24 protein-coding genes and 1 tRNA gene are annotated in these 26257 nt (G+C 72.0%); 12 read left to right on the forward strand and 13 right to left on the reverse strand.

Annotation, left to right across the window (positions count from 1 at the left end; translation table 11 throughout):
- Window positions 1–1215, forward strand: a 1215-nt coding sequence (locus AC07FT_RS15295) for an ATP-binding protein (protein ID WP_479176631.1), incomplete at its 5' end; no start/stop codon positions are given.
- Window positions 1216–1271: 56 nt separating this feature from the next.
- Here the strand turns inward: AC07FT_RS15295 and AC07FT_RS15300 are convergent.
- Window positions 1272–2186, reverse strand: coding sequence for an alpha/beta hydrolase (locus tag AC07FT_RS15300; protein WP_471204259.1), 915 nt, complete (start codon window positions 2184–2186; stop codon window positions 1272–1274).
- Window positions 2187–2458: 272 nt separating this feature from the next.
- On the opposite strand from AC07FT_RS15300, the gene AC07FT_RS15305 reads away from it, so the two are divergent.
- Both AC07FT_RS15305 and AC07FT_RS15310 read left to right on the forward strand, forming a co-directional pair.
- Entirely contained in the window at window positions 2459–3256 is a 798-nt protein-coding gene (locus AC07FT_RS15305) for a 4'-phosphopantetheinyl transferase family protein (RefSeq protein ID WP_479176632.1), read from the forward strand.
- 47 nt (window positions 3257–3303) lie between these two features.
- Entirely contained in the window at window positions 3304–3513 is a 210-nt protein-coding gene (locus AC07FT_RS15310) for a DUF2277 domain-containing protein (protein ID WP_471204255.1), read from the forward strand.
- A 72-nt stretch (window positions 3514–3585) separates the two neighbouring features.
- On the opposite strand, the gene AC07FT_RS15315 is transcribed toward AC07FT_RS15310, so the two are convergent.
- From AC07FT_RS15315 to ehuB, 6 genes are all read right to left on the reverse strand, one after another.
- Window positions 3586–3659 (reverse strand) — tRNA-Lys (locus AC07FT_RS15315).
- 75 nt (window positions 3660–3734) lie between these two features.
- On the reverse strand, window positions 3735–4496 hold the full coding sequence (locus AC07FT_RS15320) for an IclR family transcriptional regulator (protein ID WP_479176633.1): 762 nt from the start codon (window positions 4494–4496) through the stop codon (window positions 3735–3737).
- A 235-nt stretch (window positions 4497–4731) separates the two neighbouring features.
- Window positions 4732–5502: an ectoine/hydroxyectoine ABC transporter ATP-binding protein EhuA gene (gene ehuA, locus AC07FT_RS15325; protein WP_432040503.1), complete on the reverse strand. Its 771-nt coding sequence runs from the start codon at window positions 5500–5502 to the stop codon at window positions 4732–4734.
- A 22-nt stretch (window positions 5503–5524) separates the two neighbouring features.
- Complete coding sequence (ehuD, locus tag AC07FT_RS15330; RefSeq protein WP_479176634.1) at window positions 5525–6175, reverse strand: ectoine/hydroxyectoine ABC transporter permease subunit EhuD; 651 nt, start codon at window positions 6173–6175, stop codon at window positions 5525–5527.
- A complete protein-coding gene (ehuC, locus tag AC07FT_RS15335) occupies window positions 6172–6918 on the reverse strand; it encodes an ectoine/hydroxyectoine ABC transporter permease subunit EhuC (protein WP_254740802.1) in 747 nt (248 codons plus the stop codon). Before ehuC ends, ehuD begins: the two co-directional genes overlap by 4 nt.
- The gene (ehuB, locus tag AC07FT_RS15340; protein WP_479176635.1) at window positions 6915–7829 is read right to left on the reverse strand and encodes an ectoine/hydroxyectoine ABC transporter substrate-binding protein EhuB; all 915 of its coding nucleotides are present in this window, start codon (window positions 7827–7829) and stop codon (window positions 6915–6917) included. Before ehuB ends, ehuC begins: the two co-directional genes overlap by 4 nt.
- Before the next feature lie 119 nt (window positions 7830–7948).
- Between ehuB and AC07FT_RS15345 the strand changes: the two genes are divergently transcribed.
- Complete coding sequence (locus tag AC07FT_RS15345) at window positions 7949–8458, forward strand: DUF3830 family protein (protein ID WP_471204246.1); 510 nt, start codon at window positions 7949–7951, stop codon at window positions 8456–8458.
- Between the two features lie 115 nt (window positions 8459–8573).
- Here the strand turns inward: AC07FT_RS15345 and AC07FT_RS15350 are convergent, their stop codons facing one another.
- Both AC07FT_RS15350 and AC07FT_RS15355 read right to left on the reverse strand, forming a co-directional pair.
- Window positions 8574–9998 carry an amidase gene (locus AC07FT_RS15350; protein ID WP_479176636.1) on the reverse strand — a complete coding sequence of 475 codons (1425 nt, stop codon included), beginning with the start codon at window positions 9996–9998 and terminating at the stop codon, window positions 8574–8576.
- Window positions 9999–10024: 26 nt separating this feature from the next.
- On the reverse strand, window positions 10025–10972 hold the full coding sequence (locus AC07FT_RS15355) for a D-2-hydroxyacid dehydrogenase (protein ID WP_479176637.1): 948 nt from the start codon (window positions 10970–10972) through the stop codon (window positions 10025–10027).
- A gap of 202 nt (window positions 10973–11174) precedes the next feature.
- Here AC07FT_RS15355 and AC07FT_RS15360 point away from each other — a divergent pair, with 202 nt between their 5' ends.
- From AC07FT_RS15360 to AC07FT_RS15370, 3 genes are all read left to right on the forward strand, one after another.
- A complete protein-coding gene (locus AC07FT_RS15360) occupies window positions 11175–12119 on the forward strand; it encodes a maleate cis-trans isomerase family protein (RefSeq protein ID WP_471204241.1) in 945 nt (314 codons plus the stop codon).
- A 222-nt stretch (window positions 12120–12341) separates the two neighbouring features.
- The gene (locus AC07FT_RS15365; protein ID WP_479176799.1) at window positions 12342–13085 is read left to right on the forward strand and encodes a maleate cis-trans isomerase family protein; all 744 of its coding nucleotides are present in this window, start codon (window positions 12342–12344) and stop codon (window positions 13083–13085) included.
- 160 nt (window positions 13086–13245) lie between these two features.
- A complete protein-coding gene (locus tag AC07FT_RS15370; protein WP_479176638.1) occupies window positions 13246–14367 on the forward strand; it encodes an LLM class flavin-dependent oxidoreductase in 1122 nt (373 codons plus the stop codon).
- A 51-nt stretch (window positions 14368–14418) separates the two neighbouring features.
- Here AC07FT_RS15370 and AC07FT_RS15375 read toward each other — a convergent pair whose 3' ends face one another.
- On the reverse strand, window positions 14419–16320 hold the full coding sequence (locus AC07FT_RS15375) for a putative bifunctional diguanylate cyclase/phosphodiesterase (RefSeq protein ID WP_471204237.1): 1902 nt from the start codon (window positions 16318–16320) through the stop codon (window positions 14419–14421).
- Between the two features lie 312 nt (window positions 16321–16632).
- On the opposite strand from AC07FT_RS15375, the gene AC07FT_RS15380 reads away from it, so the two are divergent.
- The 3 genes from AC07FT_RS15380 (at window position 16633) to AC07FT_RS15390 (ending at window position 20462) form a co-directional block, all read left to right on the forward strand.
- A complete protein-coding gene (locus AC07FT_RS15380; RefSeq protein WP_479176639.1) occupies window positions 16633–17904 on the forward strand; it encodes a M6 family metalloprotease domain-containing protein in 1272 nt (423 codons plus the stop codon).
- A gap of 142 nt (window positions 17905–18046) precedes the next feature.
- Window positions 18047–19717 (forward strand): AMP-binding protein, encoded by a 1671-nt coding sequence (locus AC07FT_RS15385; protein WP_479176640.1) that lies wholly within the window; start codon window positions 18047–18049, stop codon window positions 19715–19717.
- 139 nt (window positions 19718–19856) lie between these two features.
- Entirely contained in the window at window positions 19857–20462 is a 606-nt protein-coding gene (locus AC07FT_RS15390) for a response regulator transcription factor (protein ID WP_471204231.1), read from the forward strand.
- A gap of 41 nt (window positions 20463–20503) precedes the next feature.
- Here AC07FT_RS15390 and AC07FT_RS15395 read toward each other — a convergent pair whose 3' ends face one another.
- The 3 genes from AC07FT_RS15395 to AC07FT_RS15405 all read right to left on the reverse strand — a co-directional run bounded on the left by AC07FT_RS15395 (window position 20504) and on the right by AC07FT_RS15405 (window position 24396).
- Window positions 20504–21757 (reverse strand): sensor histidine kinase, encoded by a 1254-nt coding sequence (locus AC07FT_RS15395; RefSeq protein ID WP_479176641.1) that lies wholly within the window; start codon window positions 21755–21757, stop codon window positions 20504–20506.
- Between the two features lie 124 nt (window positions 21758–21881).
- Window positions 21882–24200, reverse strand: a complete 2319-nt coding sequence (locus tag AC07FT_RS15400; protein WP_479176642.1) for a TOMM precursor leader peptide-binding protein — start codon at window positions 24198–24200, stop codon at window positions 21882–21884.
- A gap of 7 nt (window positions 24201–24207) precedes the next feature.
- Window positions 24208–24396: a hypothetical protein gene (locus AC07FT_RS15405; RefSeq protein WP_471204225.1), complete on the reverse strand. Its 189-nt coding sequence runs from the start codon at window positions 24394–24396 to the stop codon at window positions 24208–24210.
- Between the two features lie 248 nt (window positions 24397–24644).
- Between AC07FT_RS15405 and AC07FT_RS15410 the strand changes: the two genes are divergently transcribed.
- Together AC07FT_RS15410 and AC07FT_RS15415 are read left to right on the forward strand one after the other, a co-directional pair.
- Window positions 24645–25469 carry an AfsR/SARP family transcriptional regulator gene (locus AC07FT_RS15410; RefSeq protein WP_432012374.1) on the forward strand — a complete coding sequence of 275 codons (825 nt, stop codon included), beginning with the start codon at window positions 24645–24647 and terminating at the stop codon, window positions 25467–25469.
- A 224-nt stretch (window positions 25470–25693) separates the two neighbouring features.
- The gene (locus tag AC07FT_RS15415; RefSeq protein ID WP_308358454.1) at window positions 25694–26254 is read left to right on the forward strand and encodes a cyclase family protein; all 561 of its coding nucleotides are present in this window, start codon (window positions 25694–25696) and stop codon (window positions 26252–26254) included.
- Window positions 26255–26257 lie beyond the last annotated feature (3 nt).

Raw genomic sequence — 26257 nt, forward strand, 5'->3', positions numbered from 1 at the left:
GACTCCGCCGTCCGCGAGGCGGTGGCCGCCTTCGGCCGCGGCGAATGCTTCGTCGAGCGCTACCTCGACAAGCCCCGCCACGTGGAGACCCAGTGTCTGGCCGACACCCACGGCAACGTCGTGGTCGTCTCCACCCGCGACTGCTCCCTCCAGCGCCGCCACCAGAAACTCGTCGAGGAAGCCCCGGCACCGTTCCTGAGCGAGGAGCAGAACGCCGAGCTCTACGCCGCCTCCAAGGCCATCCTCAAGGAAGCCGGCTACGTCGGCGCCGGCACGGTGGAGTTCCTCGTCGGCAACGACGGCACCATCTCCTTCCTGGAGGTCAACACCCGCCTCCAGGTCGAACACCCGGTGACGGAGGAGGTGTCCGGTATCGACCTGGTGCGGGAGATGTTCCGGATCGCCGACGGGGAGGCCATCGGCTATGACGATCCGCCGTCGCGGGGCCACTCGTTCGAGTTCCGCATCAACGGTGAGGACCCGGGGCGCAACTTCCTCCCGGCTCCGGGGTCGGTGACCCTCTTCGCGCCGCCCTCCGGTCCGGGTGTCCGGCTGGACGCGGGGGTGGAGTCCGGCAGTGTGATCGGTCCGGCGTGGGACTCGCTGCTGGCGAAGCTGATCGTCACCGGCGCCACCCGCACCCAGGCGCTCCAGCGCGCCGCCCGTGCGCTGGCGGAGTTCCAGGTCGAGGGCATGGCCACCGCCATCCCCTTCCACCAGGCCGCGGTGGTCGACCCGGCGTTCACCAGTGACCCGTTCACGGTCCACACCCGCTGGATCGAGACCGAGTTCCAGAACACCATCGCCCCCTTCACCCCGACCGGCGCGGACGAGGCCGAGGACACCGGCGCCCGCGAAACCGTCGTCGTCGAGGTCGGGAGCAAGCGGCTGGAGATCTCCCTCCCGGCCGTTCTCGGACTGGCGGTCGCCCCGGCGGAGGGCGCGGGGGCGAAGAAGCCCAAGCGCAAGGCGGTCAAGAAGTCCGGCTCGGCGGCCTCGGGCGACGCACTGGCCTCGCCGATGCAGGGCACCATCGTGAAGGTGGCCGTCGCCGAGGGCGACACGGTGGCCGAGGGCGACCTCGTGGTCGTCCTGGAGGCCATGAAGATGGAACAGCCCCTCAACGCCCACCGGGCCGGGATCATCAAGAACCTGAACGCGGACGTGGGCGCCTCGGTCAGCTCGGGCGCGGTCATCTGCGAGATCAAGGACTGACACCCGCCCGGCCGGTCCTTCCCCGCAGGCGGTGCGGGGAGGACCGCTGCCCGGCCTCAGTCCTTGAGGGTGCGGTCCAGGAAGCCCAGTACGGTGTCGGCGTAGAGGTCCGGCTGGGTTTTGATGCCCTGGATGTGCGGGGTGTCCGGCAGGGTGTGCACCTCGGCCAGCGGATAGCGCTCGCCCAGCGCGTGCACCCCGGCGGCGGGGATCATCGAGTCACGCTCACCGGCAAGGAAGAGCATCGGCGTCCGCTCGTAGGCGCCCTCCGCCGCCGGGGGCCACTGGACCCGCAGCATCGCCACCGCTGCCGAGGAGGCGACCGTCTCCAGCACCGTGCGGGAGGGTCCGGACCGCAGCGGCCCCGGGACCGGCAGTCCGCCGGAGGCGACGAAGTTGCGGAACAGCGGGGCCAGTTCGAGGGCCGGACCGCTGTCGCAGATCAGCGCGTCCACCGGACACTCCTCCCCCCTGCGCAGCATGTAGAAGGAGGGGAAGGCGGAGATGGAGAAGCCGTATACGGCGATCCGCGCGGCGGCGTACTCCTCCAGGGAGCGCAGGTACCGGACCACGGCCACCACGTCATCCGTATGACGGTCGCTCATGCCCCAGCAGGCCCGGTCGGCCGTGCTCCTGCCGTGGTTGCGGTGGTCGAAGAGGGCGACCGTGTACCCCGCTTGATGCAGCAGCTTCGCCTGGGCCAGGCTCGCGGACTTGCTCAGCCCCAGTCCGTGGCCGAGCACCACCACCCGCCGCGGATCGGCCGGGCAGAGCCAGACGTGCAGTCCGCGTCCCTTGAAGCCGTCCAGCGGCACCGTGACGTCCGTACTGTCGATGCCCAGGTCGGCCGGGGTCCTGTGATGGCGTTTACGGGGCGGGTGGTAGATGAAGTACGAGAGGAACGCGCCGTACAGCGGCGCCACCGGGAGGGTGGCCGTGGACACCGCCTTCGCCAGGAATCCCGTCGCCATATCGCAAAACCCCCATCACCGGTTGTGCACGGACGTGCGCGATCGTAGTGGCGCGGCCCCGTGACCGGGGGCCCGCGAGGTGAACGTGTCCTAACTCACCGGCTGTTCCGGTGCCGTAACGCCCGCCCCCGGCGGGGGCGTTGGACCGGCGGGGACGGGCCGCGACGGCAGCTTCCTGCCGTGCCGCCGTACGGGTGAGCCGGGTCCGCACCGGTAACGTCGTCCCGACGGGATGCCGGAAGGCGACGAGTCGTGCGGAGGAGATACGAACAGTGCCGTTCACCAGCCCGGCCGAGCCCACCGGGAACCCCGGGTCCTGGGGTCCGGCCCGCACCCTGCCCCGCCCCGAGGACCGGCCGGGCCCGGGTGAGGTGGCCGTCTGGCTGCTGCGCATACCGCCCGCCGTGGCGGCGGCCGAGGCGGCCGCCGGAATGCTGGACGAGCGTGAGCGCGACCGCGCCGCCCGCTTCCGCCACACCACCCTGCGGGAGCGCTACGTCGCCTCGCACGTGGGGCTGCGGACCCTGCTCGCGGGCTATCTGGGGGCCGATCCGGCCGAGGTGGAGTTCACCCGGGACCTGTGCGGGATGCCGGACTGCGACAAGCCCCACGGCCGTCCCGCCCTGGCCGGGGACCCCACCCTGTGCTTCTCCCTGTCCCACGCCGGGGACGCCGCGCTCTGCGCGGTGGCCGGGGTGACCGTCGGCGCCGATATCGAGGAGCGCGAACCCCGGCGGGCGGGCACCCGGCTGACCGGACTGGTCGGGCAGCTGCACCCCGGGGAGCGGGCGGCGATCGAGGCACTGCCCGAGGAGCTGCGGGAGGAGGCGTTCCTCGGCTGCTGGGTGCGGAAGGAGGCGTATCTCAAGGGCATCGGCACCGGACTGCCCGGAGGCTTGCGCACCCATCACGTCGGTCTCGCCGAGGGGCTGGCGTCCGCGGACGCGCCGCCCGGCCCGGACGGCTGGACGCTCGCCGATGTGGACGCGCCCCCTGGCTATCACGCGGCGGTCGCGGTGCGCGGCCACGAGGCCCCGGTGGTCACCGTGGGCGCGCTGCCACTGGGCTGAGGACGGACGGGGGAGCGCTGTCGGTGCGGCGGCGTACCGTCGGGAGTATGTGCAGATCCATCAAGACACTCCGCCCGCCCTTTGCCGAGACCGTCACCGAGGAGGACATGCGCGCGGCGGCGCTCCAGTACGTGCGCAAGATCTCCGGCTTCCGGCAGCCCGCCGCGCATAACGCGGAGGCGTTCGACCGAGCGGTCGAGGCGGTCACCGCCGCCACCGCGGAGCTGCTGGGCTCGCTGGAGGTGCGGGGTGGATGAGGGCTTCACCGGAAAAAAGTCAGGGCGTTCTCGGAAACCGAGAACGCCCCAGGTCAGCTACCTGATCATCGGTGCGCCGCCAGGGACTCGAACCCCGGACCCGCTGATTAAGAGTCAGCTGCTCTAACCAACTGAGCTAGCGGCGCCTGCTGACGACGTAAATACTACCCGGTCCCGGGAGGTGCTTCGGACCACCGCCGGCGGGAGGAGCGCGGCCGGGCTCAGATGGTCAGGGAGAGCAGCATCGGGGCCGCCTCCCGGTTCAGGGCGTAGGCGGCCTGGCGCAGCCGGTGGGCGTGCTCCAGCGGGAGCGAGAGGGCCAGACAGCCGACGGAGCGGCCCGCGGTGATCGGCACGGCCGCGCAGACGGTGCCCACCGCGTACTCCTGGAGGTCGAGCACGGGCACGGTGGCGGGCTGGCTGTCCAGCTTGCGGAACAGCACCTTCTCGTTGGTCGTCGTCCGGGAGGTGAGCCGGACCGTCCTGTGGCGGGAGAGGTGGTCCCGGCGGCCGTCGTGGTCGAGCTGGGTGAGCAGGCACTTGCCGGCCGCCATGGCGTGGGCCGCGGACCGGAAGTCCACCCACTCGTTGACCCTCGGCATCCGCGGGCCGTCGGCGTACTGCGTGATCTTGACTTCCCCGTCGACGTAGCGGCTGAGGTAGACGGCGGCGCCCACCGAGTCGCGCAGCGCGGCCAGTGAGCGCTGGAGCTTGTTCTCCACGGCCTGGACGCGGTCGGCCGCGGCGGAGCCGAGCAGGGTCAGGGATTCGCCGCCGATGTACGCCCCGTCGCCGATCTGCTCCACATAGCCCTCGCGGCGCAGCATCCGCAGCAGTTCGCCGAGCCGGTGGCCGGGCAGCCGGGTCTCGCGCGCGATGACGGTGTCGTCCACGCCGCCGGAGTGCCTGGCGACGACCTCCAGGATGCGCAGGGCGTGCTGCACCGAGTGGAATGGCGCGGTCGGCTCGGGCTTGAGCGCCACGGTGTCCCCCCTCGCAGGCCTCGCAGGTTGTGACCGCTTGCGTACCACGATAGCCGCCAAGGGCGGGACGCGGGGGGTGTGTTGGGCATTTCGGCGGTGGGTCCGCCCCGGTCGGCGCGGGGTCGGCACCAGGCCGTCTCTGCGGCTGTGCCATGAGCATGCCCCCGCCGGTCTCGGCGGGGGCATGGTGGCGCTCAGGGCCGGGGGCCGGGTGGGACCGGCCCCCGGAGCGGTGTCAGAGGACCGCGCTCAGGAACTCACGGGTCCGCTCGTGCTCCGGTTCCGTGAAGATCTTCTCCGGCGGACCGGATTCTATGACCCGGCCCGAGTCGAACATCAGGACGTCGTCCGAGATGTCCCGGGCGAAGTTCATCTCATGGGTCACGCACAGCATGGTGATGTCGGTGGTGTGCGCGATGTCGCGCAGCACGTCCAGCACCCCGGCCACCAGCTCCGGGTCCAGCGCCGAGGTCACCTCGTCCAGCAGCATCACCTGCGGACGCATGGCCAGCGCCCGGGCGATCGCCACCCGCTGCTGCTGTCCGCCGGACAGCTGCGTCGGGTACGCGTCGCACTTGTCGCCGAGGCCGACCAGGTCGAGCAGTTCCCGTGCGCGGGCCTCGGCCTCGTCCTTGTCCAGCCCCAGGACGTGTACCGGGGCCTCGGTGATGTTGCGCAGCACCCGCATGTTGGGGAAGAGGTTGAACTGCTGGAAGACCATGCCGATCTTCTTGCGCACCTCACGGGTGTGCTTCTCGCCCGCGGGGACCAGCTTGCCGCCCTTGTCCTCGTGGGTGAGGTAGTCCCCGTCGACCTTGATCGTGCCCTCGTCGGGCTTGAGCAGCGTCATCAGCAGCCGCAGGATCGTGGTCTTGCCGGAGCCGGACGGGCCGATCAGGGTGACGTGCTTGCCCGAGGAGACCGAGAAGTCCAGGTTGTCCAGGACGACGTTGTCGCCGAAGCGCTTGGTCACCTGGTCGAAGCGGATCAGTTCACTGCCGTCCACGGCAGGATTCGTGTGGTCGGTTTCAGTGGCCAAGACGACGCTCCAGGGCTCGCATGAGAAGGGATGCCGGGTAGGCGATGAGGATGAAGGCGATGCCGACCATGGTGAACGGCTCGATGTAGTTGAAGGACGAGGAGCCCTCGGCCCGCGCGTTCTGCAACATGTCGACGACGCCGATCAGCGCGAGCATCGGGGAGTCCTTCAGCATCGCGATCACGTAGTTGCCCAGGGCGGGCACCACGCGGCGGATCGCCTGCGGCAGGATCACCGCCAGCCAGGTGCGGCTGCGGGAGAGGCTGAGCGCGGTGGCCGCTTCCCACTGGCCCACGGGTACGCCGTCGATACCGGCCCGGTAGACCTCGGCGGTGTACGTCGAGTAGTGGAGCCCCAGCGCGATCACACCGGTGGTCAGCGCCGAGAACTTGATGTCCCAGGTGGGCAGCACGTAGAAGAAGAAGAACAGCTGCACCAGCAGCGGGGTGTTGCGGATGAACTCCACGACCGCCGAGACCGGCCAGCGCACGAAGCGGCTGGGGGAGCGGAAGGCCATCGCCCAGACCAGGCCCAGCGCGAACGCCAGCACCGAGCCGAGGGCGGTGGCTTCCAGCGTGATCACCAGACCGTCGAGCAGGTCCGGAAGGAAGTCCTTGGCTACGTCCCAGTTCCAGTTCACTGGACTCCACCTCCAGTGATCAGGTTCGACGACTGCGCGCTCTCCTTGCTGGGCGAGAGCTTCCGCGTCACCAGCGGGCCGCGCTTCTCCGGGAACTGTCCGATGCCCGCCTTCGCGCGCCGCTCCAGCAGCCGCATCAGCCGGGTGAGGACGAAGGCCAGGACGAAGTACATGACCAGGATGAGCGAGTAGATCTCGGCACTCTCACCCGTCGCCAGCCGCGAGAGCTGGGCGGAGAAGGTGATGTCCGGGACCATCACCGCCGAGACCAGGGCCGTGCCCTTCAGCAGCTCGATGAGCAGGTTGTTGAAGGGCGGGATCATCTCGGGGATCGCCTGCGGCAGGATCACCCGGCGCATCCGCTGCGCCGGGCTGAAGCTGAGCGCGATGGCCGCCTCCTGCTGGGCCGGGGCGACGGACGCGACGGCACCGCGCACGATCTCCGAGCCGTAGGCGCCATAGGTGAGGCCCAGGGCCAGAACGGCCGCCCACATCGGGAAGAGCTGCCACTGGAAGGCCAGCGGCATCACGAACGCCAGCCAGAACATCAGCACCAGCGCCGAGGTGCCGCGGAAGATCTCCACGTAGAAGCCCGACAGGAAGCGGACGATCCACAGCGGCGAGTTCCGCACCAGGCCTATGCCGAAGGCCACCACGGTGGCGAAGGCGGCGCTGTACAGGGTCAGCTGGATCGTGATCCAGACGCCCGGGAGGAGCCAGTTTTCCCACAGTCCGGCTGTCATTTGCACAGCTCCTCTGCGGTCAGGTCGGTCATCTCTGCCTTGGTGAAGCCGAAGGGGCGCACGATCCTGAGCAGCTCGCCGCTCTTCTTTATCTTGTGCAACTCCTCGTTGAAGGCGTCGCGCAGCGCGGTCTCCTCGGGCCGGAAGGCGAAGCCGCCCGCCCCGATGTCCGGTTTGCCGTCCACGTACGCCTGGAACGGCTCGGTCGCCTCCGCTCGCTGGCTGTTCCGCTGCTTCACCACGTTGTGGACGGTCACGGTCGTGCCCGCGAAGACATCGGCCCGGCCCTGCTCCACGGCCAGCAGACCGGCCAGCTGGTCGGGAAGGGTCATGATGTCGTCCTTCTTCACTCCGGCGGCTTCCGCGTAGCCGATCTGGGCATAAGCGGTACCGGTCGCCATCGTGGCCTTGGATTTCGCGATGTCGTCGTAATTGTGGAGATTCTTCGGATTCCCCTTGCGTACGATGAACGCGTCACGCATGCGGTAGTCGGGATCGGAGAAGATCACCTGAGCGCAGCGCTCCGGATTGATGTACATCCCCGCCGAGACCACGTCGAACTGCTGCGATCGCAGCCCCGGGATCAGCGATCCGAACTCGGTCGGCACCGGCTGGACCCTGTCCACGCCCAGCCGTTTGAAGATGACCTTCGCGAGTTCCGGTGCCTCACCGGTGAAATCGCCGTTTTTGTCGATATAGCCGAATGGGATCTCCCCCGCGATTCCCAGCCGCACCGTGCCTTGCGACCGCAGCCGCTCCAGCAGATTGCCCCCGTCCTTGCCACCAGAGCTGGACACCCGGCTACAGCCGGCCGCGCCCAGCAGACCCAGGGCCGCGGCGCCGGTCAGGAGTGACCGGCGAGCGAGCCCTTTTCCTCTGCTTTCGATGTCTTTCCCACGTGGTGGAGCCATGGGCGCGCGACTACCCGACTCGGCGAAATGTATGCGGGCTGTTTCCAGCCCTTGATGTAGCCGATGCTGGGTATGTCCCTACGACAGCATTGACTCCGAACTGGCCTGGAGGAATGTCCATGGTTGACCGAGCTGACCGGTTCATCGAGGTCTCGCTCGACAAGCGCGGGGTGGCCTGCACGGCGAAACTCCTTGACGATCGTGCGCCGATCACCTGCGAGGCGGTCTGGAACGCGCTGCCCCTCGGAGGTGATGTGTATCACGCCAAGTACGCGCGGAACGAGATCTACACGTTGCTGCCGCCGTTCGCGCCGGAAGAGCCCCCGCTCGAGAATCCGACGATCACCCCCATCCCGGGCGATCTGTGCTACTTCACCTTCACGGACACCCAGCTCGGAACGAAGTCCTACGGCTATGAGACGGACGCCAAGCACCAGGGCCGCAACCAGGTCATCGACCTGGCGCTGTTCTACGAGCGGAACAACCTGCTGATCAACGGTGACGCGGGGTGGGTGCCCGGCATCGTGTGGGGCACCATCGTGGACGGTCTGGACCGCATGGCCGACGCCTGCCAGGACCTGTGGCGGGCCGGTGCACTGGGGGAGACGCTCAACTTCCGCCGGGCATGACGAACCGCCGGACGGACCACTCGGTCCGTCCGGCGTCGGGTCCCGGGCCACCGGCCGTCCGCCGCGGTGGCGGCCGCGGCGGGCGGCCCGGCCTCAGGCCGCGGGCGGTCCCGTCTCAGGCGGCGGGCGGCCGTACGCCGTCCGCCAGCCCCGCCCCGTACAGCGCATGCGCGGCCCGCAGCACCATCGCGTCCGCGTGGCGCGCGCCCACCAGCTGCACCCCGATCGGCAGCCCCGCCGAGGAAAGTCCGCACGGCATCGACGCCGCGGGCTGCTGGGTGAGGTTGAACGGGTAGGTGAACGGCGTCCACCCGGTCCAGCGGGTGTGCTCCGAGCCCGGCGGCACCTCCACCCCGGCCTCGAAGGCGGTGATCGGCATGGTCGGGGTGACCAGCAGGTCGTACGCGGAGTGGAAGCGGCCCATGGCGTGGCCGAGGGCCATCCGCACGTCCACCGCCGCCAGGTAGTCCAGTGCGCTGTACGCCGCGCCCTGGTCGCAGACCTCGCGGAGCCCCGGGTCCAGCAGCTCCCGCTGGTCCTGCGACAGCGGCTGCACCACCCGGGCCGCCCCGCTGAACCACAGCGTGTGGAACGCCTCCACAGGATCCTCGAACCCCGGGTCGATCTCCTCGACCACCGCGCCCAGCCGCTCCAGCAGGTCCACCGCCCGCCGGACCGCCGCGGCCACCTCCGGGTCCACCGCCGCCGTACCGCCGAGCGCGGGGCTGTAGGCCACCCGCAGACCGTCGACCCCGCCGCCGCCCGCGGTGAGGGCGTCCCGGAAGCCCGCACCGCCCTCCGGAACGGGCGCCAGCTGGGACCAGTCGCGCCAGTCCGCACCGGAGATGACGTCCATCAGGAGCGCGGCGTCGGCCGCGTCCCGGGTCATCGGACCCACATGGGCCAGCGTGCCGAAGGCGCTCGCCGGATAGAGCGGAACCCTCCCGTAGGTGGGTTTGAGCGCGAAGACACCGCAGAAGGACGCCGGGATGCGGACCGAGCCGCCGCCGTCCGTCCCCAGGCTGAGCGGACCCGCGCCCAGCGCCACCGCCGCGGCGCTGCCGCCGCTGGAGCCCCCCGCGGTCAGCCCCGGGTCGTACGGATTGCCGGTCACCCCGTGGACCGGACTGTCCGTGACGCCCTTCCAGCCGAATTCCGGGGTGGTGGTCTTGCCCACGAACACCGCGCCGTGTTCCCGCAGCCGGGCCACCGACGGCGCGTCCTCGTCCCACTCCCGGCCCTCCGCGCGCACGGTCCGCGAACCGCGCAGCGTGGGCGCGCCGCGCTGGAGCAGGATGTCCTTCACCGACACCGGCACCCCGTCCAGCAGCCCCACGGGGGTGCCGCGCCGCCACCGCTCGGCGGACTCCTCCGCCTGCCGCAGCGCCTCCTCGGCGTTCAGCCGGCAGAACGCGTTGACCTCGGGCTGGATCTGCTCGATCCGCTGGAGGGCGGCCCGGGTGGCCTCGACGGGGGACAGTTCGCCGGAGGCGTACCGCTCCAGGAGTTGAACCGCTGTCAGATCGTGGATATCGGTCATCCAACTCTCCGTTCCAGGTCGTGCGTTCAGTCCACCGGTACGTATCCGAGCCGCTTGTCGACGACGTTGCGCAGCGGCTCATCCGCGGCCCAGCGGTCGAAGTTGTCCTGGAACTGCTCGGCCAGGTGATCGCGCCAGCCGACCGTGTCGCCGCTCATATGGGGCGAGACGAACAGCCCCGGCACGTCCCACAGCGGGTCGTCGGCGGCCAGCGGCTCGTTCTCGAAGACGTCCAGCGCGGCGCCCGCGATCTGCCGGGAGACCAGGGCCGCCGAGAGATCCTTCTCGATCACCAGGGGGCCGCGGCCGACGTTGATGAACCGGGCGGTGGAATTCATCCGGGCGAAGGCGGCCCGGTCGAACATCCCGCGGGTGGACTCGGTGAGCGGCGCCGCGCACACCACCCAGTCGGCCCCGGGGAGCAGCCCGGGCAGCTCGTCACCGCCGCGCACCCCGTCCCGGGCGGTGCGGCCGACCAGGTCCACGACGACGCCGAGCGCTTCCAGGGTGGAGCCGATGGCCCGGCCGATGGGGCCCGCGCCCACGACCACCGCGCGGCTGCCCGCCAGCCGCATGGTCTCGCGGTGCCGCCAGCGACGCTGCCGCTGGAGCTCCCAGCTCCCCTGGAAATCCTTGGCCATGGCGATGACCAGGCCCGCGACGTACTCGGCGATGGGCTGCTCGAAGACGCCCCGGGCGTTGGTCAGGACGGTGTCGGAGGCGGTCAGTTCGGGGGAGAGCAGGCGGTCGACGCCCGCGCTCGCGGTGTGTACCCAGCGCGGCCGGGGCCCCTCGCCGGGCCAGGCGTCGCGGACCGCGTCGGAGGTGAAGTCCCATACGAGGAGCACGTCCGCGGAGGGGAGGGCTCCGGGCAGGGACTCCTCGTCGCAGACCACGACCCGGGCCCGGCCGGCCAGCCGGTCCAGCCGGACCGGCGGCTGGTCGCCGAAGACGACAACAGTGCATTCGGACATAGGCGGGAAACCGTTTCGAAACGTGGATGGGTTTGGCTTTACCAGCACTGGGCAGACGCCTCAGTTTGCAGGATTGACCACGCTAGGCAGCGGAAACTACCGTCGTCAACAACGGCATCTGTTCCGGCGTCCCGGCATCAGGCCGGCTTCTTCTGTATCTCTGGCCAATGGTCCAGCCCTCCGTTCTGATTTGGGGCTCGATATGGACGTCTCTTTCCTCGGTGGTCCACAGCCGCAGCTCGGCGTGGGCGTCGTAGCACCGTTCGACTTCGCTCTCGACCGGGAGCTGTGGCGCTGGGTACCCGATGAGGTCTCCCTGCACCTCACCCGGACCCCCTTCGTCCCGGTCGAGGTCAGCCTCGACCTGGCACGCCTCGTCAGTGAACACGAGACCTTGCACGAAGCGGTGCGGGCGCTGAGCGCGGTCGCACCGGAGGTGGTGGCCTACGCCTGCACCTCCGGCAGCTTCGTCGGCGGCGTCGCCGGCGAGCGCGCCATGTGCGCGGCCATGACCCACGCGGGGGAGCTCCCCTCGCTGACCACCTCGGGCGCCTTGCTGGAGGCGCTCCACGAGATCGGCGCCCGGCGGGTGGCGGTGGTGACGCCGTACACCCGGTCGGTGACCGACTCGCTGGGGGACTACCTCGGCGAGGGCGGTATCACCGTCACCGGGCGCGCCTACCTGGGACTCACCCGGCACATCTGGAAGGTGCCCTACCGCGATGTGGTCGACATGGCGCGGGAGGCGGTGGTCGGGTCCCCCGACGCGCTGTTCATCAGCTGCACCAATCTGCCCACCTACGACGTGATCCCACAGCTCGAGGCGGAGCTGCGGATGCCGGTGCTGTCCGCCAACCAGGTCACGATGTGGGCGGCGCTGCGCAGGATCGGCGCCCAGGCCGTCGGGCCGTACCAGGCGCTGCTGGACCCGGTCGCCCGGTCCGGTCCGGCGGGGATGTCCGCGTCCTCGCAGAGCGCGCCGGTCGCCCAGCAGGTGGCCGACGTCGAACCGGGACCCGAGGCGGCGCTGGCGGGCGCGGCGTCACCGGGGCCGGACCTGGACCCCGGGGACGGGCTGGACCCCGGATTCGCTTCCGGGCTCGGCGAGGGTCCCTACCTCGACGACACGGGCGGCCCGTCGGTGTGAGGAACCGATGCGTGCCGCCTGGACCGGGCGCGGGGCGGGGTGGTCACTCCGATGGCCCCTCGGTCGGTGTCCGGACCGTTCCGATGACCGATCCGACGATCCATGAGCCGGACGGTACCGCCGGGTGAGGGAACCCGGCGGGCGTCCGCGGTGTACAAGAAGTGTCAGAGCACGGGGCGGCGCTCACGGGGGCCGCCGGATGAGGAGGCAGTGCCAGTGGCAGTGGACACGACGCGCCCGACCCCGGACACCGTGGGCTTTCTCTACCCCGGCTATTCCGCCGAGGACGACTATCCGCGTCTGGAGGGCATCCTGGGCGACGGCATCCGGCTCCCGCTGGTCCATACGGACATCGGGGAGGACGCCCACCGGGTGGACGCGCTGCTGGAGATGGGATCGGCCCGGCGGCTCGCGGACGGGGTCGGCGAGCTGAAGGAGCGCGGCGCCCAGGCCGTGGTCTGGGCCTGCACCAGCGCCAGCTTCGTCTTCGGCTGGGAGGGCGCGCACGATCAGGTGCGTGAGCTGGGGGAGACGGCCGGGCTGCCCGCCTCCAGCACCTCGTTCGCCTTCGCCCACGCGGTGCAGGCGCTCGGGGCCGAGCGGGTGGCCATCGCCGCCACCTATCCGGAGGACGTGGCCGAGTGTTTCCGCGCCTTCCTGAAGGCCGCGGGCGCGGAAGTGGTCTCCACCCGGGGCAGCGGCATCATCACCGCCGCGGAGGTCGGCACCTGGGGCCGGGAGGAGGTGCTGCACCTGGCCCGTACCGGCGACCACCCGGAGGCGCAGGCGGTGCTGTTGCCGGACACCGCGCTGCACACCGCGGCCTGGTTGCCCGATCTGGAGGAGGAGTTGGGCAAGCCGGTGCTCACGGCCAACCAGGTCACGGTCTGGGAGGGACTGCGGCTGCTGGGCCGGGAACCGGTCCATGACCGGCTGGGCACCCTGTTCGCCAAGGCGGGCCGATGACCGGGTGCTGACGGAGCGCTGACCCGGCGCTGACCGGGCGCTGGCCGGGCGCGGCGCACCGGGAATAAAGCGGAGCCCTTCTCCGGTTGTTCGGGTCGCTGTCCGCGGGGGCTCCCGCGGACAGCGACCGGAACGAACGTGACCAGGGAGGCGGGCCACCGTGGCCGAAGAGCGGGACCGGCGAGACGACCAGCGCGACACCGTCCGGGGCGAGGCCCTCGGCAGCGCGCCCGTACCCCTGTCGGTGCTGGACCTCGCGACCGTCGGCAGCGGGGTCACCGCCACCCAGGCGCTGAAGACCTCGGTCTCCCTGGCCCGGCTCGCCGAGCGCCGCGGCTTCCACCGCTTCTGGGTGGCCGAGCATCACTCCATGCCCGGTGTGGCCAGCTCCTCCCCGGCCGTGATCCTGGGCCATCTCGCCGCCCACACCGAGCGCATCCGGCTGGGCTCCGGCGGGGTGATGCTGCCCAATCACGCCCCGCTGGTCATCGCCGAGCAGTTCGGCACCCTGGAGGCGCTCGCCCCCGGCCGGGTGGACCTCGGACTCGGCCGGGCGCCCGGCACCGACGGGGGCACCGCCGCCGCCCTGCGCCGCACCGACCGACTGAGGGAGGGAGCCGATGAGTTTCCGCAGGCGCTGTCCGAGCTGATCCGGTTCCTCGACGACGACTTCCCGGACGGTCACGCCTACGCCCGCGTGCATGCCGTGCCCGGCCCGGTGCAGGGGACCGTCCCCGGCGGGGTGCAGTCCGCCGACCGGCCCTCGGTGTGGCTGCTGGGGTCCAGCGGGTTCAGCGCCCGGCTCGCGGGCACCCTCGGTCTGCCGTTCTCGTTCGCCCACCACTTCTCCGCCGCGAACACCATTCCGGCGCTCGACCTCTACCGCGAGACGTTCCGCCCCTCCGCCGTACTGGACCGGCCGTACGCCTCGATCGGCGTCTCCGCGCTCGCGGCCGAGGACCGCGCGCAGGCCCACCGCCAGGTGCTCACCGGTGCGCTGTCCATGATCCGGCTGCGCACCGGCCGTCCCGGTCTGGTCCCCACCCCGGAGGAGGCCGAGGCGTATCCGTTCAGCGAGCTGGAGCGTGAGTTCGTGGACAGCTGGCTGGCGAACGTGGAGTACGGAACGCCGGACGAGGTCCGTGAGGGGCTCGACGGACTGGTCAAGCGGACCGGCGCCGATGAGCTCATGATCACGTCCACCGCGCACGGCCGGGAGGCGCGGCTGCGCTCCTACGAGCTGATCGCCGACGCCTACGGTCTGCCCGGCGCGAACACCTGAGCCATGTCCCGCGGCCCCGGCGGGACCCCGAGCGCCACGCCGCGGACATCTCTAGGACGCCGCCGACGAGGCCCGTGACGTGGCGATCATGGCGGTGATGCGGTCCGGTGGCACCGGGCGGGAGTAGAACCACCCCTGTCCGGTGTCGCAGCCGATCCGCCCCAGCCGCTCCGCCTGCTCCGCGCTCTCCACACATTCGGCCGTGACCGTCAGCCCCAGCCGGTGGGCGAGCTGCACCAGCGCCTCGACGATCGTCTCGTCCGCCGGATTCGGATGCTCCGCCGTCCGGAAGCCCTGGACGAACGACCCGTCCAGCTTCAGCGTGGAGACCGGCAGCCGGCTGAGATAGGCCAGATTGGAGTAGCCGGTCCCGAAGTCGTCGATGGCGATCGCCACCCCCATGTCGCTGAGCCGCTGGAGCGCCTGGAGAGGGCGTCCCGCCGAGCCCATCACCGCGGACTCGGTCAGCTCCAGTTGCAGCAGATGCGGCGGCAGCCCGGTCTCCTGGAGGATCGTGCCCACATCGGCGACCAGGTCCGAGTCCCAGACCTGGCGGACCGCCACGTTCACGCTGACCACCAGCGGCCGCAGCGGATGCGCCCGCTGCCAGGCGCGGGCCTGGTGGCAGGCGCTGCGCAGCACCCACCGGCCCAGCGGCACGATCGCGCCGTTCTCCTCCGCCAGCGGGATGAAGCGGTTCGGCGACAGCCGCCCGAACTGCGGATGGTCCCAGCGCACCAGCGCCTCCACTCCGCGCAGCACCCCGTCCACCAGCCCCACCAGCGGCTGGTAGTCCAGGACGAACTCCTCCCGCTCGACTGCCGGACGCAGGGTGCTGGAGAGCGCCTGACGGGTCATCCGGTGGGCGTTGCGCTCGGGGTCGAACAGGGTCCAGCGCGCCTTGCCGTCCTCCTTGGCCCAGTACAGCGTGGTGTCCGCGGCCTGCATCAGCCAGGTGGTGTGGGTGCCCGCGGCGGGCCGTTCCACCACACCGATGCTGGCCGACACCGAAAGCCGCTGGCCCACCACGTCGAACGGCCGCTGGAGCGCGGCCAGTACCGTCCGGGCCAGATCGCAGAGCTCCTCGGTGCCGCTGGAGTTGCGCACCAGCAGCGCGAACTCATCGCCGCCGAGCCGGGCCACCAGATGGCCGCCGGGCGCCGCGCATTCGGCCAGCCGCTGGGCCACCGCGCCCAGCAGCCGGTCGCCGACCCGGTGGCCCAGGGTGTCGTTGACCGCCTTGAAACCGTCCAGGTCCAGGTAGCACAGCCCGATCCGGCCGGTGCCCTCCTGGTCGTAGGCGGCCGACTCCAGCGCCGAGGCCAGCCGCTCGAAGAACAGATGGCGGTTGGGCAGCCGGGTCACCGGGTCGTGCATCTGGAGGTGGCGCAACCGCCCCTGGAGGTCCCGGCGGTCGCTGATGTCCGCCATCGACAGCAGCATGCCGCGGCTGTCCGTGGCGGGCTCGACCGTGATCTCCGCCCACAGCGCATGGCCGTCGGTGTGCTGGAGCCGCCGGGTGCAGCACAGCCGTGCCCGGCGCCCGCACAGCACCTCGCGGTACTCGGTCCAGGTCCGCGGGTCCTCCCGCAGACCGGCCAGATCGGCGGCGCTGCGGGTGGCCAGTACGGCCGGATCGGTGCCCAATAACGCGCCGAGCGCCGGGTTGGCGTCCAGCACCCTGCCCTCGCGGTCGACGACGGCCATCGCCAGCCGCGCCGTATGGAACGCGGCGCGGTAGTCGGCGGGTGCGGCGCCCGGGGGAGCGCCGGAGCCGGAGCCGGGTGCGCCGGCGCCCGTTCGAAGGGGTGGAGCGCTGGGCTCCGCATCACGTTCTGTGACTTTCGGCAGCGTCGCGCCGGGCGCGCGGCCCTGCCCGTCGGGGATTCCGCTCACCGCTCGCTCCCGCGTGGCGTCCGTCGTGGCCAGGTCTGTCGTACACGTCTCGCACATGTCTCACACCGGGTGCCGGGCGGGCCGAGATCGCCCGTCCACGTAGGGAATCCCCGTGGGAAATGTGCCGATCATAGAGGCTCGTACTCCGGGCGTTCCATCGACGTCATCGCGCTCTCCGCAGCCTTGACCCTGTGTTTGGTCGTAACTGTTCGACTCTGCGCGGGCCAACGGCCCGCCTGACCGATTGTGACCGTCTGTTACGTACCCGCATCGCGGCCGGTTCACTCGACCGGTCCAGCCGAACAGGGCGTACCGCCCCTTTCGACCGCAGGGTGGAGTGGGTGTTCCCACTATGCCCGGGAGGTCGACATGGTGCGTCCTCAGGTACCCGAGGGGGTGCACCGACCGCCCCGGCTGCGGCGGGCCGGAGCCGTGCTGACCTCGCTGAGCGCACTGATCGCCACCTCCGTGCTGGCGGGCCCCGCGGCCGCGGCGGGCGCGGGCGGCCCCTGTGACCTGGAGCGCACCGGAGCCCACCACTCCGAGGGCCTGGACAGCTGGAACTCGCGCTATCCGCGCCCGGTCCGCTCCCTGGACGCGGTGATGGTCTTCCTCCGCTTCCCGGACGCCAAGCCCAAGGTGACCCCGCGCCGACTCGCCGCCGACCACACCCCGGCCACGGCCGACTTCTTCGAGAAGTCCTCCTACGGCAGGTTCCGGTTGCGGGTGCATCCGCGGCAGAACTGGATCACCATGCCCCAGGCGTCCACCGCGTACGCGATACAGCGGGACTGGAACTCCGGGCGCCGGGCGGCCTATCTGCGGGATGCCATCGCCGTCTCCGATCCCCGGGTGGACTTCAGCCGCTACGACATCGTCTATCTGGTCGCCGATCCCGACGCCCCGGGCGTGGACGCCGACGCGACCAAGGTGGTCAACTTCGAACGTCCGATCCGTGCGGACGGTACCGATCTGCGACGCCTGGTGACCGTATTCGAACACCATCCGCCGGACCGCAATGTGCTCGCCCATGAGACCGGCCATGTCTTCGATCTGCCGGACCTCTACCACCGCCCCGAGGACACCGACAACAGCGGTGAGTGGGACACCTACGTCGGCGACTGGGACCTGATGGGCAGCCAGTTCGGACTGGCTCCGGACCCCTTCGGCTGGCACAAGTGGAAGCTGGGCTGGCTCGATGACCGCCAGGTGACCTGCGACCGCGCCCTCGGCTCACGGATGTACACCCTCGAACCGCTCGGCGCCCCCATGAACGGGAGCCGATCCGGCCTCGACACCCGCACCCGGCTGGTCGTGGTCCGCACCGGCCCCACCACGGCCCTGGCCATCGAGGTCCGCGGCCGCTACGGCAACGACTCCCGGCTGTGCACCGAAGGGGTGCTGGTCTACCGGGTGCACAATGACACCGCCTCCGGTGACGGCCCCATCCAGGTGCTCGACGGCCACCCCGCCAGCTCCGCCTGCTGGAGCGAATCGGTCTACCCCGCGCTGGCCGACGCCCCGCTGGGGATCGGCGACAGCCTCGCCGTCAAGGACGACGGCGTCCGGGTCACGGTGACCGGCCGCGCCACCGGGGGCGGCTGGAGCATCAAGGTCACCCGCCGGGAACTGGGCTCCTGACCGTACCGGGGGCGGATACGGGGGCGTGAGGTTGCGTTTCCGGTTGCGTTGGAGCGTTGCGCCCACCGGTGATCGAGCCGCCTTCGAGGTGGCGCTCCGAGACTGTGGGCCCTTTCCGACCTCGGGCGCCCGGGAGTTGTGCATGACGCGATACGCGAATCTGGCGGAGGCCCTGAAGGAACGCGCCCTCCAGCGCTCCGGCCACGACGCGCTGGTGCACCCGGCCGGGGCCACCTCCCCCGGCCACCGGCTCTCCTACGCCGAGCTCGACGCCCGCGCCACCGCCGTGTCCGCCTGGCTGCGCGCCCGGGACGCCGGTGGCCGCCGGGTGCTGATCGCCATGGACCCCGGCCCGTACGCGGCGGTGGCCCTGCTCGGCTGCCTCCTGGCGGGGGCCGTCGCGGTGCCGGTGCCCGCGCCGTACGACTCCCGGACCGACGCCGAGCGCACCGCCGCCATCGCCCGGGACGCCGCCGTGGACCTCGTCCTCACCGAGACCGCGCACGCCACCGAGACCTCGCGGCGCCTCTCGCTCGTCGGCCGTACCGGTCTCACCTGCCTCGCCGTGGACGGACTGCGTCCGGACGACCACCCCCACGGCGCGCGGGGCGCCCGGCGCGATCCGGCTCCCCACGCCCCCGCCCGTACCGGGCCCGAGAGCCTCGCGCTGCTCGCGTACGACTCCGGCCCCGCCATCGCCCCGCGCGGCGCCCGGCTCACCCACGGCCATCTGCTGGCCGCCATGGTCGCGCTGCGCCGGACGCTCGGCACCGGCCGCCACTCCCGGATCGGCGGCTGGCTGCCCCGCCACCACACCCCCGGTCTGGTCGGACAGGTACTGCATCCGCTCTGGCTGGGCGCCACCGCCGTCACCCTCCCGCCCCGTCCGCTGCGCGCCGATCCGGCCGCCTGGCTGCGGGCGGTCAGCCGCCACGGCATCACCGAGACCGTGGCCCCCGACAGCCTCTACGCCCGCGGCGCCGCAGCGGCCACCCAGGAACTGCTGGCCGGACTCGACCTGTCCCGCTGGCGCACCGCGCTGAACGCCGGGGAACCGGTCTCGGCCGCCACCATGGCCGCCTTCACCCGCCGCTGTGCCGCCGCCGGGCTGCGGACCGGCACCCTGGTCGGCGGCTACGCCCCGGCCGAGGGCGCCCCGGTGCTGTTCGCCGCGGGCCGGGACCCGGGGTCCGGCGCCGACGCCGCGGTCGTCGATCCGCAGACCTCCCGCCGGCTGCCGGACGGGACGACGGGGGAGATCTGGCTGCGCGGACCGGCCGTGGCCACCGGCCACTGGGGCGGACCGCCGGACACCGCCCCGCTGTTCGCCGCCCGCGCCGCCGGGGGAACGGGCGGCTTCCTGCGCACCGGCGACCTCGGCCTCGCCGTGGACGGCGGGCTCCGGATGACCGGACGGCTGCGCGACACCCTGCTCGTGGACGGGCGCACCCTGCATCCCCAGGATGTCGAACGCGAACTGCTGGACTGCGGACGTCCGCTGGGGTCCGCGCGGGTCTTCTGCGACGGCCCCGGCACCGGCCGGCTGGTGGTCGTCCAGGAGGTCCGCGCGGCGGGCGGCGCCCGTGCCCGGCTGCCGCTGCTGGCCGCACGGGTCCGGGCCGCGGTGGCGGCGGAGTTCGGGGTCACCACCGGCGCACTGCTGCTCGTCCGCCCCGGCACCGTGCGCGGGGTCGGCGCGGTCAAGGTGCGCCGCTCCCTGCTGCGCGAACGCTATCTCGGCGGCGAACTGCGATCCCTGCACACCGAGTTCGCGACCGGGTTGCGCGAACCGGCGCGCGGCGGCGCGGCCTGACCGCCCGCGCACGGCTCGCGCGCCGCAGGGGACGGGTGTTCGACGGGCGGATTCGGCCCGGGAATGGTGAAACAGCCGTCCTGATGCGGGAATACTTGGAGAGGGGGCGATAAAGGGGCGGAATACAACCGGGGGCCACATGGTTCGCGTGCTCATAGCCGAAGACATGCATATGCTGCGCAAGGCCCTGGTCGCCTTGCTGGAATTCGAACCCGATATCGAAGTCGTGGCGGAATTCTCCAGCGGTACCGACATCCTGCCGCGCGCCCGGGAACTCCGGCCGGACGTCGCCGTCCTGGACATCGACCTGCCCGGCATGGACGGACTCACCGCCGCCGCGGAGCTGCACACCGCCGTTCCCGAGTGCCGGACCATGATGCTCACCAGCCTCGGCCGGCCCGGGAACCTGCGCCGCGCCCTGGCCGCCCATGTCTCGGGCTTCCTGTTGAAGGACAGCAGTCCGGACAAGCTGTCGGACGCGATCCGGGCGGTGGCCAAGGGCGAGCGGGTGATCGACCCCCAACTGGCGCTGGCCGCGCTGGACGACGGTCCGCAGCCGCTGACCCCGCGTGAGCTGGAAGTGCTGCGACTGGCCTCGGATGGGGCGGAGTCGTCCCAGATCGCGGCCACGCTCTTCCTGTCGGTGGGGACCGTGCGCAACTACCTGACGTCCGCGGTGACCAAGCTGAACGGCCGTAACCGGGTGGACGCCATCCGGATCGCCCGTGAGGCCGGCTGGATCTGACGTCATCGCCCCGGTGGCCCGGGAGGAGGCAGGGGACCGGTTCAGGCCGTCACGGCCGGCCCCGGACCGTACTCCTCCTCGGCCCCGCGGCGCGCCCGCCGCCGGGGCTCCTGCTCCATGGACAGCTCCAGCTCCGCCCGCAGCTCGAACCAGCCGTCCGGGCGGACCCCCGCGCACAGCCGCCCGCCCAGGCCCTCCAGCCGCACCTTGAGGTTGCCGATCCCGCTGCCGCCGTCCGTACTGTCGGCGCGCAGGATCGTGGAGGGTTTGCCCACCCCGTCGTTGACCAGCGTCAGCCGCACCCGGCCCCCGGTGCGCCGTGCCTCGATCGCGCAGGTTTCCGCCTTGCTGTGGCGCAGTACGTTGGTCAGCCCCTCGCGCAGCACGCTCGCCAGCACCGTGTCCACCAGCTCGGGCAGATCGCCGCAGCCGATGTCCGAGGTGGCGCTGATCCCGGCCGCGGCCAGCATGGACCGCGCGGACTCCGCCTCCGCCGACAGCGACATGGTGCGGTAGCCGCTGGCCACCGCGCGGACATCGGCCAGCGCCTGCCGGGAGGTCTGGAGGATCTCCGAAAGCTCGCGCTGCGCACGGGAGTTCTGCCGCGGCACCAGCCGGTGCACCAGTTCACACTTGAGGGTGATGGTGGAGAGGCTGTAGCCGAGCAGGTCATGGACGTCCCGGGAGAACCGCAGCCGCTCCTGCGCGACCGCCAGCCGGGCCAGTTCGGCGCGTGACCGAGAGACCTCGGCGACCAGTCCGGACAGCCGGGAGAGCCCGAAGACCACCAGTCCGGTCAGCGCCGTGGAGACCGTGGTGTAGCCGACCTTGCCCCAGCCGAAGCCCACTTGGAACAGCAGCACATCGGTACAGAGCATGACCGTGGCGAACGCCGTCCAGCCCAGCGCCGGTGAGAGCACCAGCAGCGCGGAGCCCGCCAGGAACCCCGGCATGCCCAGCCACGCCTGCTCGAAGACGGCGAACGGCAGGAAGGTCAGCAGCGCCTGCAAGGTCAGCGTCCAGTGCCGGGCGTCGGCGAACCGGGGCACCAGCCCGGGGAAGGAGTGGACCAGCTGGAGACCCAGCAGCGCGGCCATCGGCAGGAGGGCCAGCACCAGCTTGGCCGTGCCCATCGCCCGGCCCGAGGGGCGGGAGTCGAGCACATAGGTCACCGCGACGCAGAAGTAGCCCATGAGGACCACCACGGTGATCACGACGGCCAGGCGCGGCGCCAGGTTCTCATGAGGGCGCGGCCGGTTGTCCCCGGGATCGCCGGGAAAGAGGCTCCGCTGCACTCGTCCTCCGGATGGTCGGGCCGGATTGGGCGGCTTGCCCGAGAGTATCCGATCTAAGCCGCAGGTGGAGAGGCCGCGTAGCGCGTTGATATGACGCTGGGTGTGTCGAGGGAGCACCGGGGGTTCACAGGAAGAGGGGAATGGGGTTGAGACAGCGGTAGGGCGTGGGGTCGGGCAGCCGGCCGAGGGTCACCGGAACGTCGAAGAGCCGGCCGGGCGCGAACCGGGGCCAGTGCGGGCGCAGTCCGGGGACGAGGACCTTGGCCACGGGCAGTCCGACATCGGGCCGGGTCTGGTCCAGCACCAGCAGCTCCATCCCGCGCCGACGGACCATCTCACCTATGGAGGCCACCGACAAGCCGTCCGGCGGGGTGGATATCGCGGGGGGCGCGGCGTCCGGATCCGGCGCCAGATAGGGGTGGCCGGCGGTGGTCGCGGTGCGGAACCAGCGCAGTGCCTCGGGGTCGGCCGCGCCGTAACCCCCGCCGTCGGCACGGGCCTCGACCACCGCCGGGAGCATCTGGTTGAGCTCGGCCAGGGCGTGGCACAGCGCGGTGAGCCGGTCGGGGTGGGCGCCGAAGCCCAGGGTGATGTCCTCGGCGGGTTTGTCGGTCCGGCGGGAGAGCGCCGCTACCACGGGGACACCGAAGTCCGTGGTGAGGTCCAGGGCCCAGACCTCCCGGCGCAGTCCGGTGTGCAGCTCGCGCACCTCGTCCGGCCAGGGGTCGCCGAGGCCGTCCAGGGCTATCCCGGGCTGCCGGGTGCGGTTGTACCACCACAGGGCGACCGCGTCCCGCTCCACGAGCTCCAGGAAGCCGCGGACCACCGCGTCCTCCAACGTGGCCCCGGCCGCCGCCCCGTTGGAGTCGGCCCGGCAGAAGCGGCGGCCCGGGGCCTGCGGCGCTCCGTAGTACAGCAGCGCGGTGGGCAGCAGCCGGTGGCGCCCGGCCGTCACGGACCACACCGGCGTCCAGTCCAGCTCCGCGCCCTCGTCGAACGGGTCGTGGACCCGGTGGCGTGCGGCGGCCGTCCGGTCCCGGAACTGGCGGGCCGCGAAGAGCTGGACGGTGTCGGGGTGGACGGCGTCCCCGGGGGCCAGGTCGCGGTAGCGGGCGCGCTGCCGGGGCTCGTCCCCCTGGAAGTGGCCGCTGTAGTGCTCCAGGGCCTCGCACAGGGCGCCCGCGCGGGCCTGTTCGGCGGTACGGCCCTTGCCGTGGGCCGCGGCGCCCAGACCGGCGCGCAGCGCGTCCAGGCCGCCCAGGAGGTCCGCCCCGGTGAACGAGGGGTGGCGCGCGTGGAAGCAGTTGAGCCCGTCGGGACCGCGCGGATCGCGGCGGATCTCGGTGATCAGCCCGGTGACGGGGTCGATGAGATGGCCGTAGGTCTCCAGGACGCGGCGGGGCGAGGTGTCGGCGGGCGCGCGCCGCTCCGCCAGGTCCAGTGGCGCCCGCACCCGCGCCGCCACCAGCTCCGGATCGCCGCAGCCGGGGCACTGCGGACGGCGGAACAGCGGATGGCGGTCCACCGTGGTGCTCAGGCTGTCCAGTACGGACAGGGCGCGCTGGCCCGGATGCCGGTGCCCGGCCAGCCACGTGGCCGCCTCCAGGGCGGCCAGCTGCAGCGCGGCGGCCCTGCTCGCGGGCAGTGACGCGGGCGGCCTGGGCACCGGTCCGGACCGGCCCAGTCTGCGCTGGAGGTACGCCTCGGCCTGGCGCCCGCGCCACAGCCGGTCGGCCATGCAGGACCAGCAGGGGTCGTCGGGGGCGCCGAGGAACGGGCCCAGCCATGCCTGGGTGCCCACGGGTTTGACGGGCAGCCAGCGGCGCCCGGCGGCACGGTGTTCACGGTCGACCGCGGCCAGCCGGGGGTCGAGATAGTCGTCGCAGACGACCAGGGTGAGATCGGCATCGTGAGGTTGACACGGTCCCACGGGGCATATGTCGCCGGGGAGTTCGGCGCCCACGGCGGTCCGCGCCCCGCCCGCCGGTGTGCCCTCCGCGGTCCGCAGACCGGCGGCCCGCAGCGCCCGCAGTGCCTCCTCCGGATCGGCGGAGCCGAGGGCCAGCACCGCCACGGCCGCCGCCGCGGGGGCCCGCGGGGACGCCGCCCGGCAGCCCTCCGGGCCCGGCCCGGCCAGCTCCCAGTACGCCTCCTCCGGGCCCGGGGGACCGGCGCTCCCGCGCTCGCAGACCAGCCCCGCCTCCCGCAGCCGGGCGATCACCAGCTCGGCCTGTTCCTCGGGGACGGCGCTCGCCCGGTCCGCCGCGGCGGCCGCCTCGGCCAGGATGCGCGCGAGGTCCCGGGAACCGTCCAGCAGCGGGGCGAGGGTGGCGACGGTCCGTCCGTGGAGTGCCGTGACGCCGTGCTCGGAGACGAGGTAGACGGCCTCGCCCGGGACCGGCTCGACCCGCAGGTGCGGGGTGAAGCCCAATTCCCCTGACATCCGGCGGTCAGTCTCCGGCGGTGCAGATGCAGATGCAGGCGCGTGGTGCGACAACTCCCCGCGAGGCGTCGGTCAGTTCCTCGATGACCAGGTCGTCCTGGAAGACCGGGAGCGATCCGGCCCGCGCGGTCACCGCCGCGACGGACGCCAACTCGGCGGTGCTGGAGGGGGATGTGAAAGCGGGCGCGTCGATCATCGCGCTCTCCTCGGATGAGAGGGGCAGTTCCCCGCGGAGGGGCCGCGTCGCGGCCACATGCAGGTCACTACCTATCTTGTCGCCAAGGTATGAATTTATCATGGTTTTGCACCCCAGAACTCATATGGGGTTCGGTATTCCGGCACTGGCCGGAGACGACCTCCGCACGCGAGTCTCTTAGGTGCCTCGGTGGCTGGGCCGCGCGGCACAAGAGGCACTTGACGGACCGTTGACGGAGGTACAGGACCATGGACATCAAGGTGTTGGGGCCACTGAGCGTCGAAGCGTGCGGTCAGTCGATCGTGCCCACAGCGGGCAAACCGCGGCAGATCCTCGCACTGCTTTCCGTCTACGCCAACCACATGCTGCCGGTGCCCACTCTTATGGAGGAAATCTGGGGCACACAGATGCCGCGCAGCGCACTGACCACCCTGCAGACCTATATCCTCCAGCTCCGCCGGAGACTGGCCGCCGCCTACGGACCGCAGGCCCCGAACGCCTCGAAGAACGTACTGGCCACCCGGTACGGGGGCTATGTGCTGGAGGCCCAGCCGGGCGCGGTGGACATCCATGAGTACGACCGGCTGGTGGCCGCGGGCCGTGACGCGCTGGACGCCGGGGACGACGTGGAGGCGTCCCTGCTGCTGCGCGAGGCCCTCGCGGTCTGGCGCGGCCCGGCGCTGGTGGACGTGCGGGTCGGACCGGTCCTGGAGATCGAGCTGGCCCGGCTGGAGGAGAGCCGCCTCGGTGTCCTGGAGCGCCGGATCGAGGCCGATCTGCGGCTCGGCCGCCATGCCGAACTACTTACCGAACTCACCGAACTGACTGCTCGTCATCCGTTGCACGAGGGGCTGCACGCCCAGTGCATGGCCGCCCTCTACCGGGCCGGCCGTCCCTGGCAGGCGCTGGAGGTCTACCAGGGGCTGCGGGCCCGGCTGGTGGAGGACCTCGGGCTGGAGCCGTCACCGCGGCTGCAGAAGCTCCAGCAGGCGGTGCTCGCCTCCGACCCCGCCCTCGATCTGGACGCGGACGCCCAGTGGCGGCGCCCGGTGCTCGATCTGTTCGCCGCCTGACCCGGGGGAGCCCACACCCCGCCCCGCCGAGCGCTCCGTCCGCGTACACCGTCAGCAGTCTCCCCGCGCGCCACCCGTCCCCCGTCCGGAGAGCCCTCCCCCCGAAACGCCCGGCGCCGCCCTTCAGCCGGGTCCGCTACGGCTCCGCTGCCCGATCCCCCCGCGCGGGCAAGCGGAGCCGTAGTGCTTCTCCCGCCGTCCAACGCACCAGCCGAGGGGGCGCCTTGCGCGTCATCGACCTGACCACACCCGAGGACGGCCGCGCGCCGGAGCCGGACCCCGGGGCGGCCACGCGATGGGCTCCCCGCCCGGCCCATGTGCTGGACCTCAGCGCCGTGGCCCCGCCGACCCGCACCGCCGGGGTCGCGGACATCGACCGGGCGCTGGCCCGGCTCGGCTGTCGCCCCCGCCCCCGGGACGTGGTCCTGCTGCGCACCGGCGCCTCCGGTCTGGCCGGAACCCCGCGCTACTTCACCGACTTCACCGGGCTGGACGGACCGGCCACCGACCGGCTGCTCGCCCTCGGGGTGCGGGTCATCGGCACCGACGCGTTCAGCCTCGACGCGCCCTTCCGTGCGATGATCCGCCGTTACCACGCCACCGGCGACCGCTCGGTGCTGTGGCCCGCGCTGTTCGCGGGCCGCCGTCACGCCTGCCGCAGGATCGAGCGGCTGGCCCGGCTGGACATCCTGCCGCCCACCGGCTTCCGGGTCGTCTGTCTGCCCGCGCGGGGCGCGGGGCCGGGGGCGCAGCCGACCCGGGCGGTGGCGCTGCTCGACGACTAGGCC

The organism is Streptomyces sp. NPDC045899 (genome assembly GCF_056431485.1).

Bases quoted from the DNA above. Each gene is read 5' to 3' on its own strand.
- AC07FT_RS15300 (WP_471204259.1), bottom strand. From the start codon at position 2,186: ATGGCGACGGGATTCCTGGCGAAGGCGGTGTCCACGGCCACCCTCCCG.
- AC07FT_RS15310 (WP_471204255.1), top strand. From the start codon at position 3,304: ATGTGCAGATCCATCAAGACACTCCGCCCGCCCTTTGCCGAGACCGTC.
- ehuC (WP_254740802.1), bottom strand. From the start codon at position 6,918: ATGACAGCCGGACTGTGGGAAAACTGGCTCCTCCCGGGCGTCTGGATC.
- ehuB (WP_479176635.1), bottom strand. From the start codon at position 7,829: ATGGCTCCACCACGTGGGAAAGACATCGAAAGCAGAGGAAAAGGGCTC.
- AC07FT_RS15345 (WP_471204246.1), top strand. From the start codon at position 7,949: ATGGTTGACCGAGCTGACCGGTTCATCGAGGTCTCGCTCGACAAGCGC.
- AC07FT_RS15350 (WP_479176636.1), bottom strand. From the start codon at position 9,998: ATGACCGATATCCACGATCTGACAGCGGTTCAACTCCTGGAGCGGTAC.
- AC07FT_RS15355 (WP_479176637.1), bottom strand. From the start codon at position 10,972: ATGTCCGAATGCACTGTTGTCGTCTTCGGCGACCAGCCGCCGGTCCGG.
- AC07FT_RS15360 (WP_471204241.1), top strand. From the start codon at position 11,175: ATGGACGTCTCTTTCCTCGGTGGTCCACAGCCGCAGCTCGGCGTGGGC.
- AC07FT_RS15375 (WP_471204237.1), bottom strand. From the start codon at position 16,320: ATGTGCGAGACGTGTACGACAGACCTGGCCACGACGGACGCCACGCGG.
- AC07FT_RS15380 (WP_479176639.1), top strand. From the start codon at position 16,633: ATGGTGCGTCCTCAGGTACCCGAGGGGGTGCACCGACCGCCCCGGCTG.
- AC07FT_RS15385 (WP_479176640.1), top strand. From the start codon at position 18,047: ATGACGCGATACGCGAATCTGGCGGAGGCCCTGAAGGAACGCGCCCTC.
- AC07FT_RS15390 (WP_471204231.1), top strand. From the start codon at position 19,857: ATGGTTCGCGTGCTCATAGCCGAAGACATGCATATGCTGCGCAAGGCC.
- AC07FT_RS15400 (WP_479176642.1), bottom strand. From the start codon at position 24,200: ATGTCAGGGGAATTGGGCTTCACCCCGCACCTGCGGGTCGAGCCGGTC.
- AC07FT_RS15405 (WP_471204225.1), bottom strand. From the start codon at position 24,396: ATGATCGACGCGCCCGCTTTCACATCCCCCTCCAGCACCGCCGAGTTG.
- AC07FT_RS15410 (WP_432012374.1), top strand. From the start codon at position 24,645: ATGGACATCAAGGTGTTGGGGCCACTGAGCGTCGAAGCGTGCGGTCAG.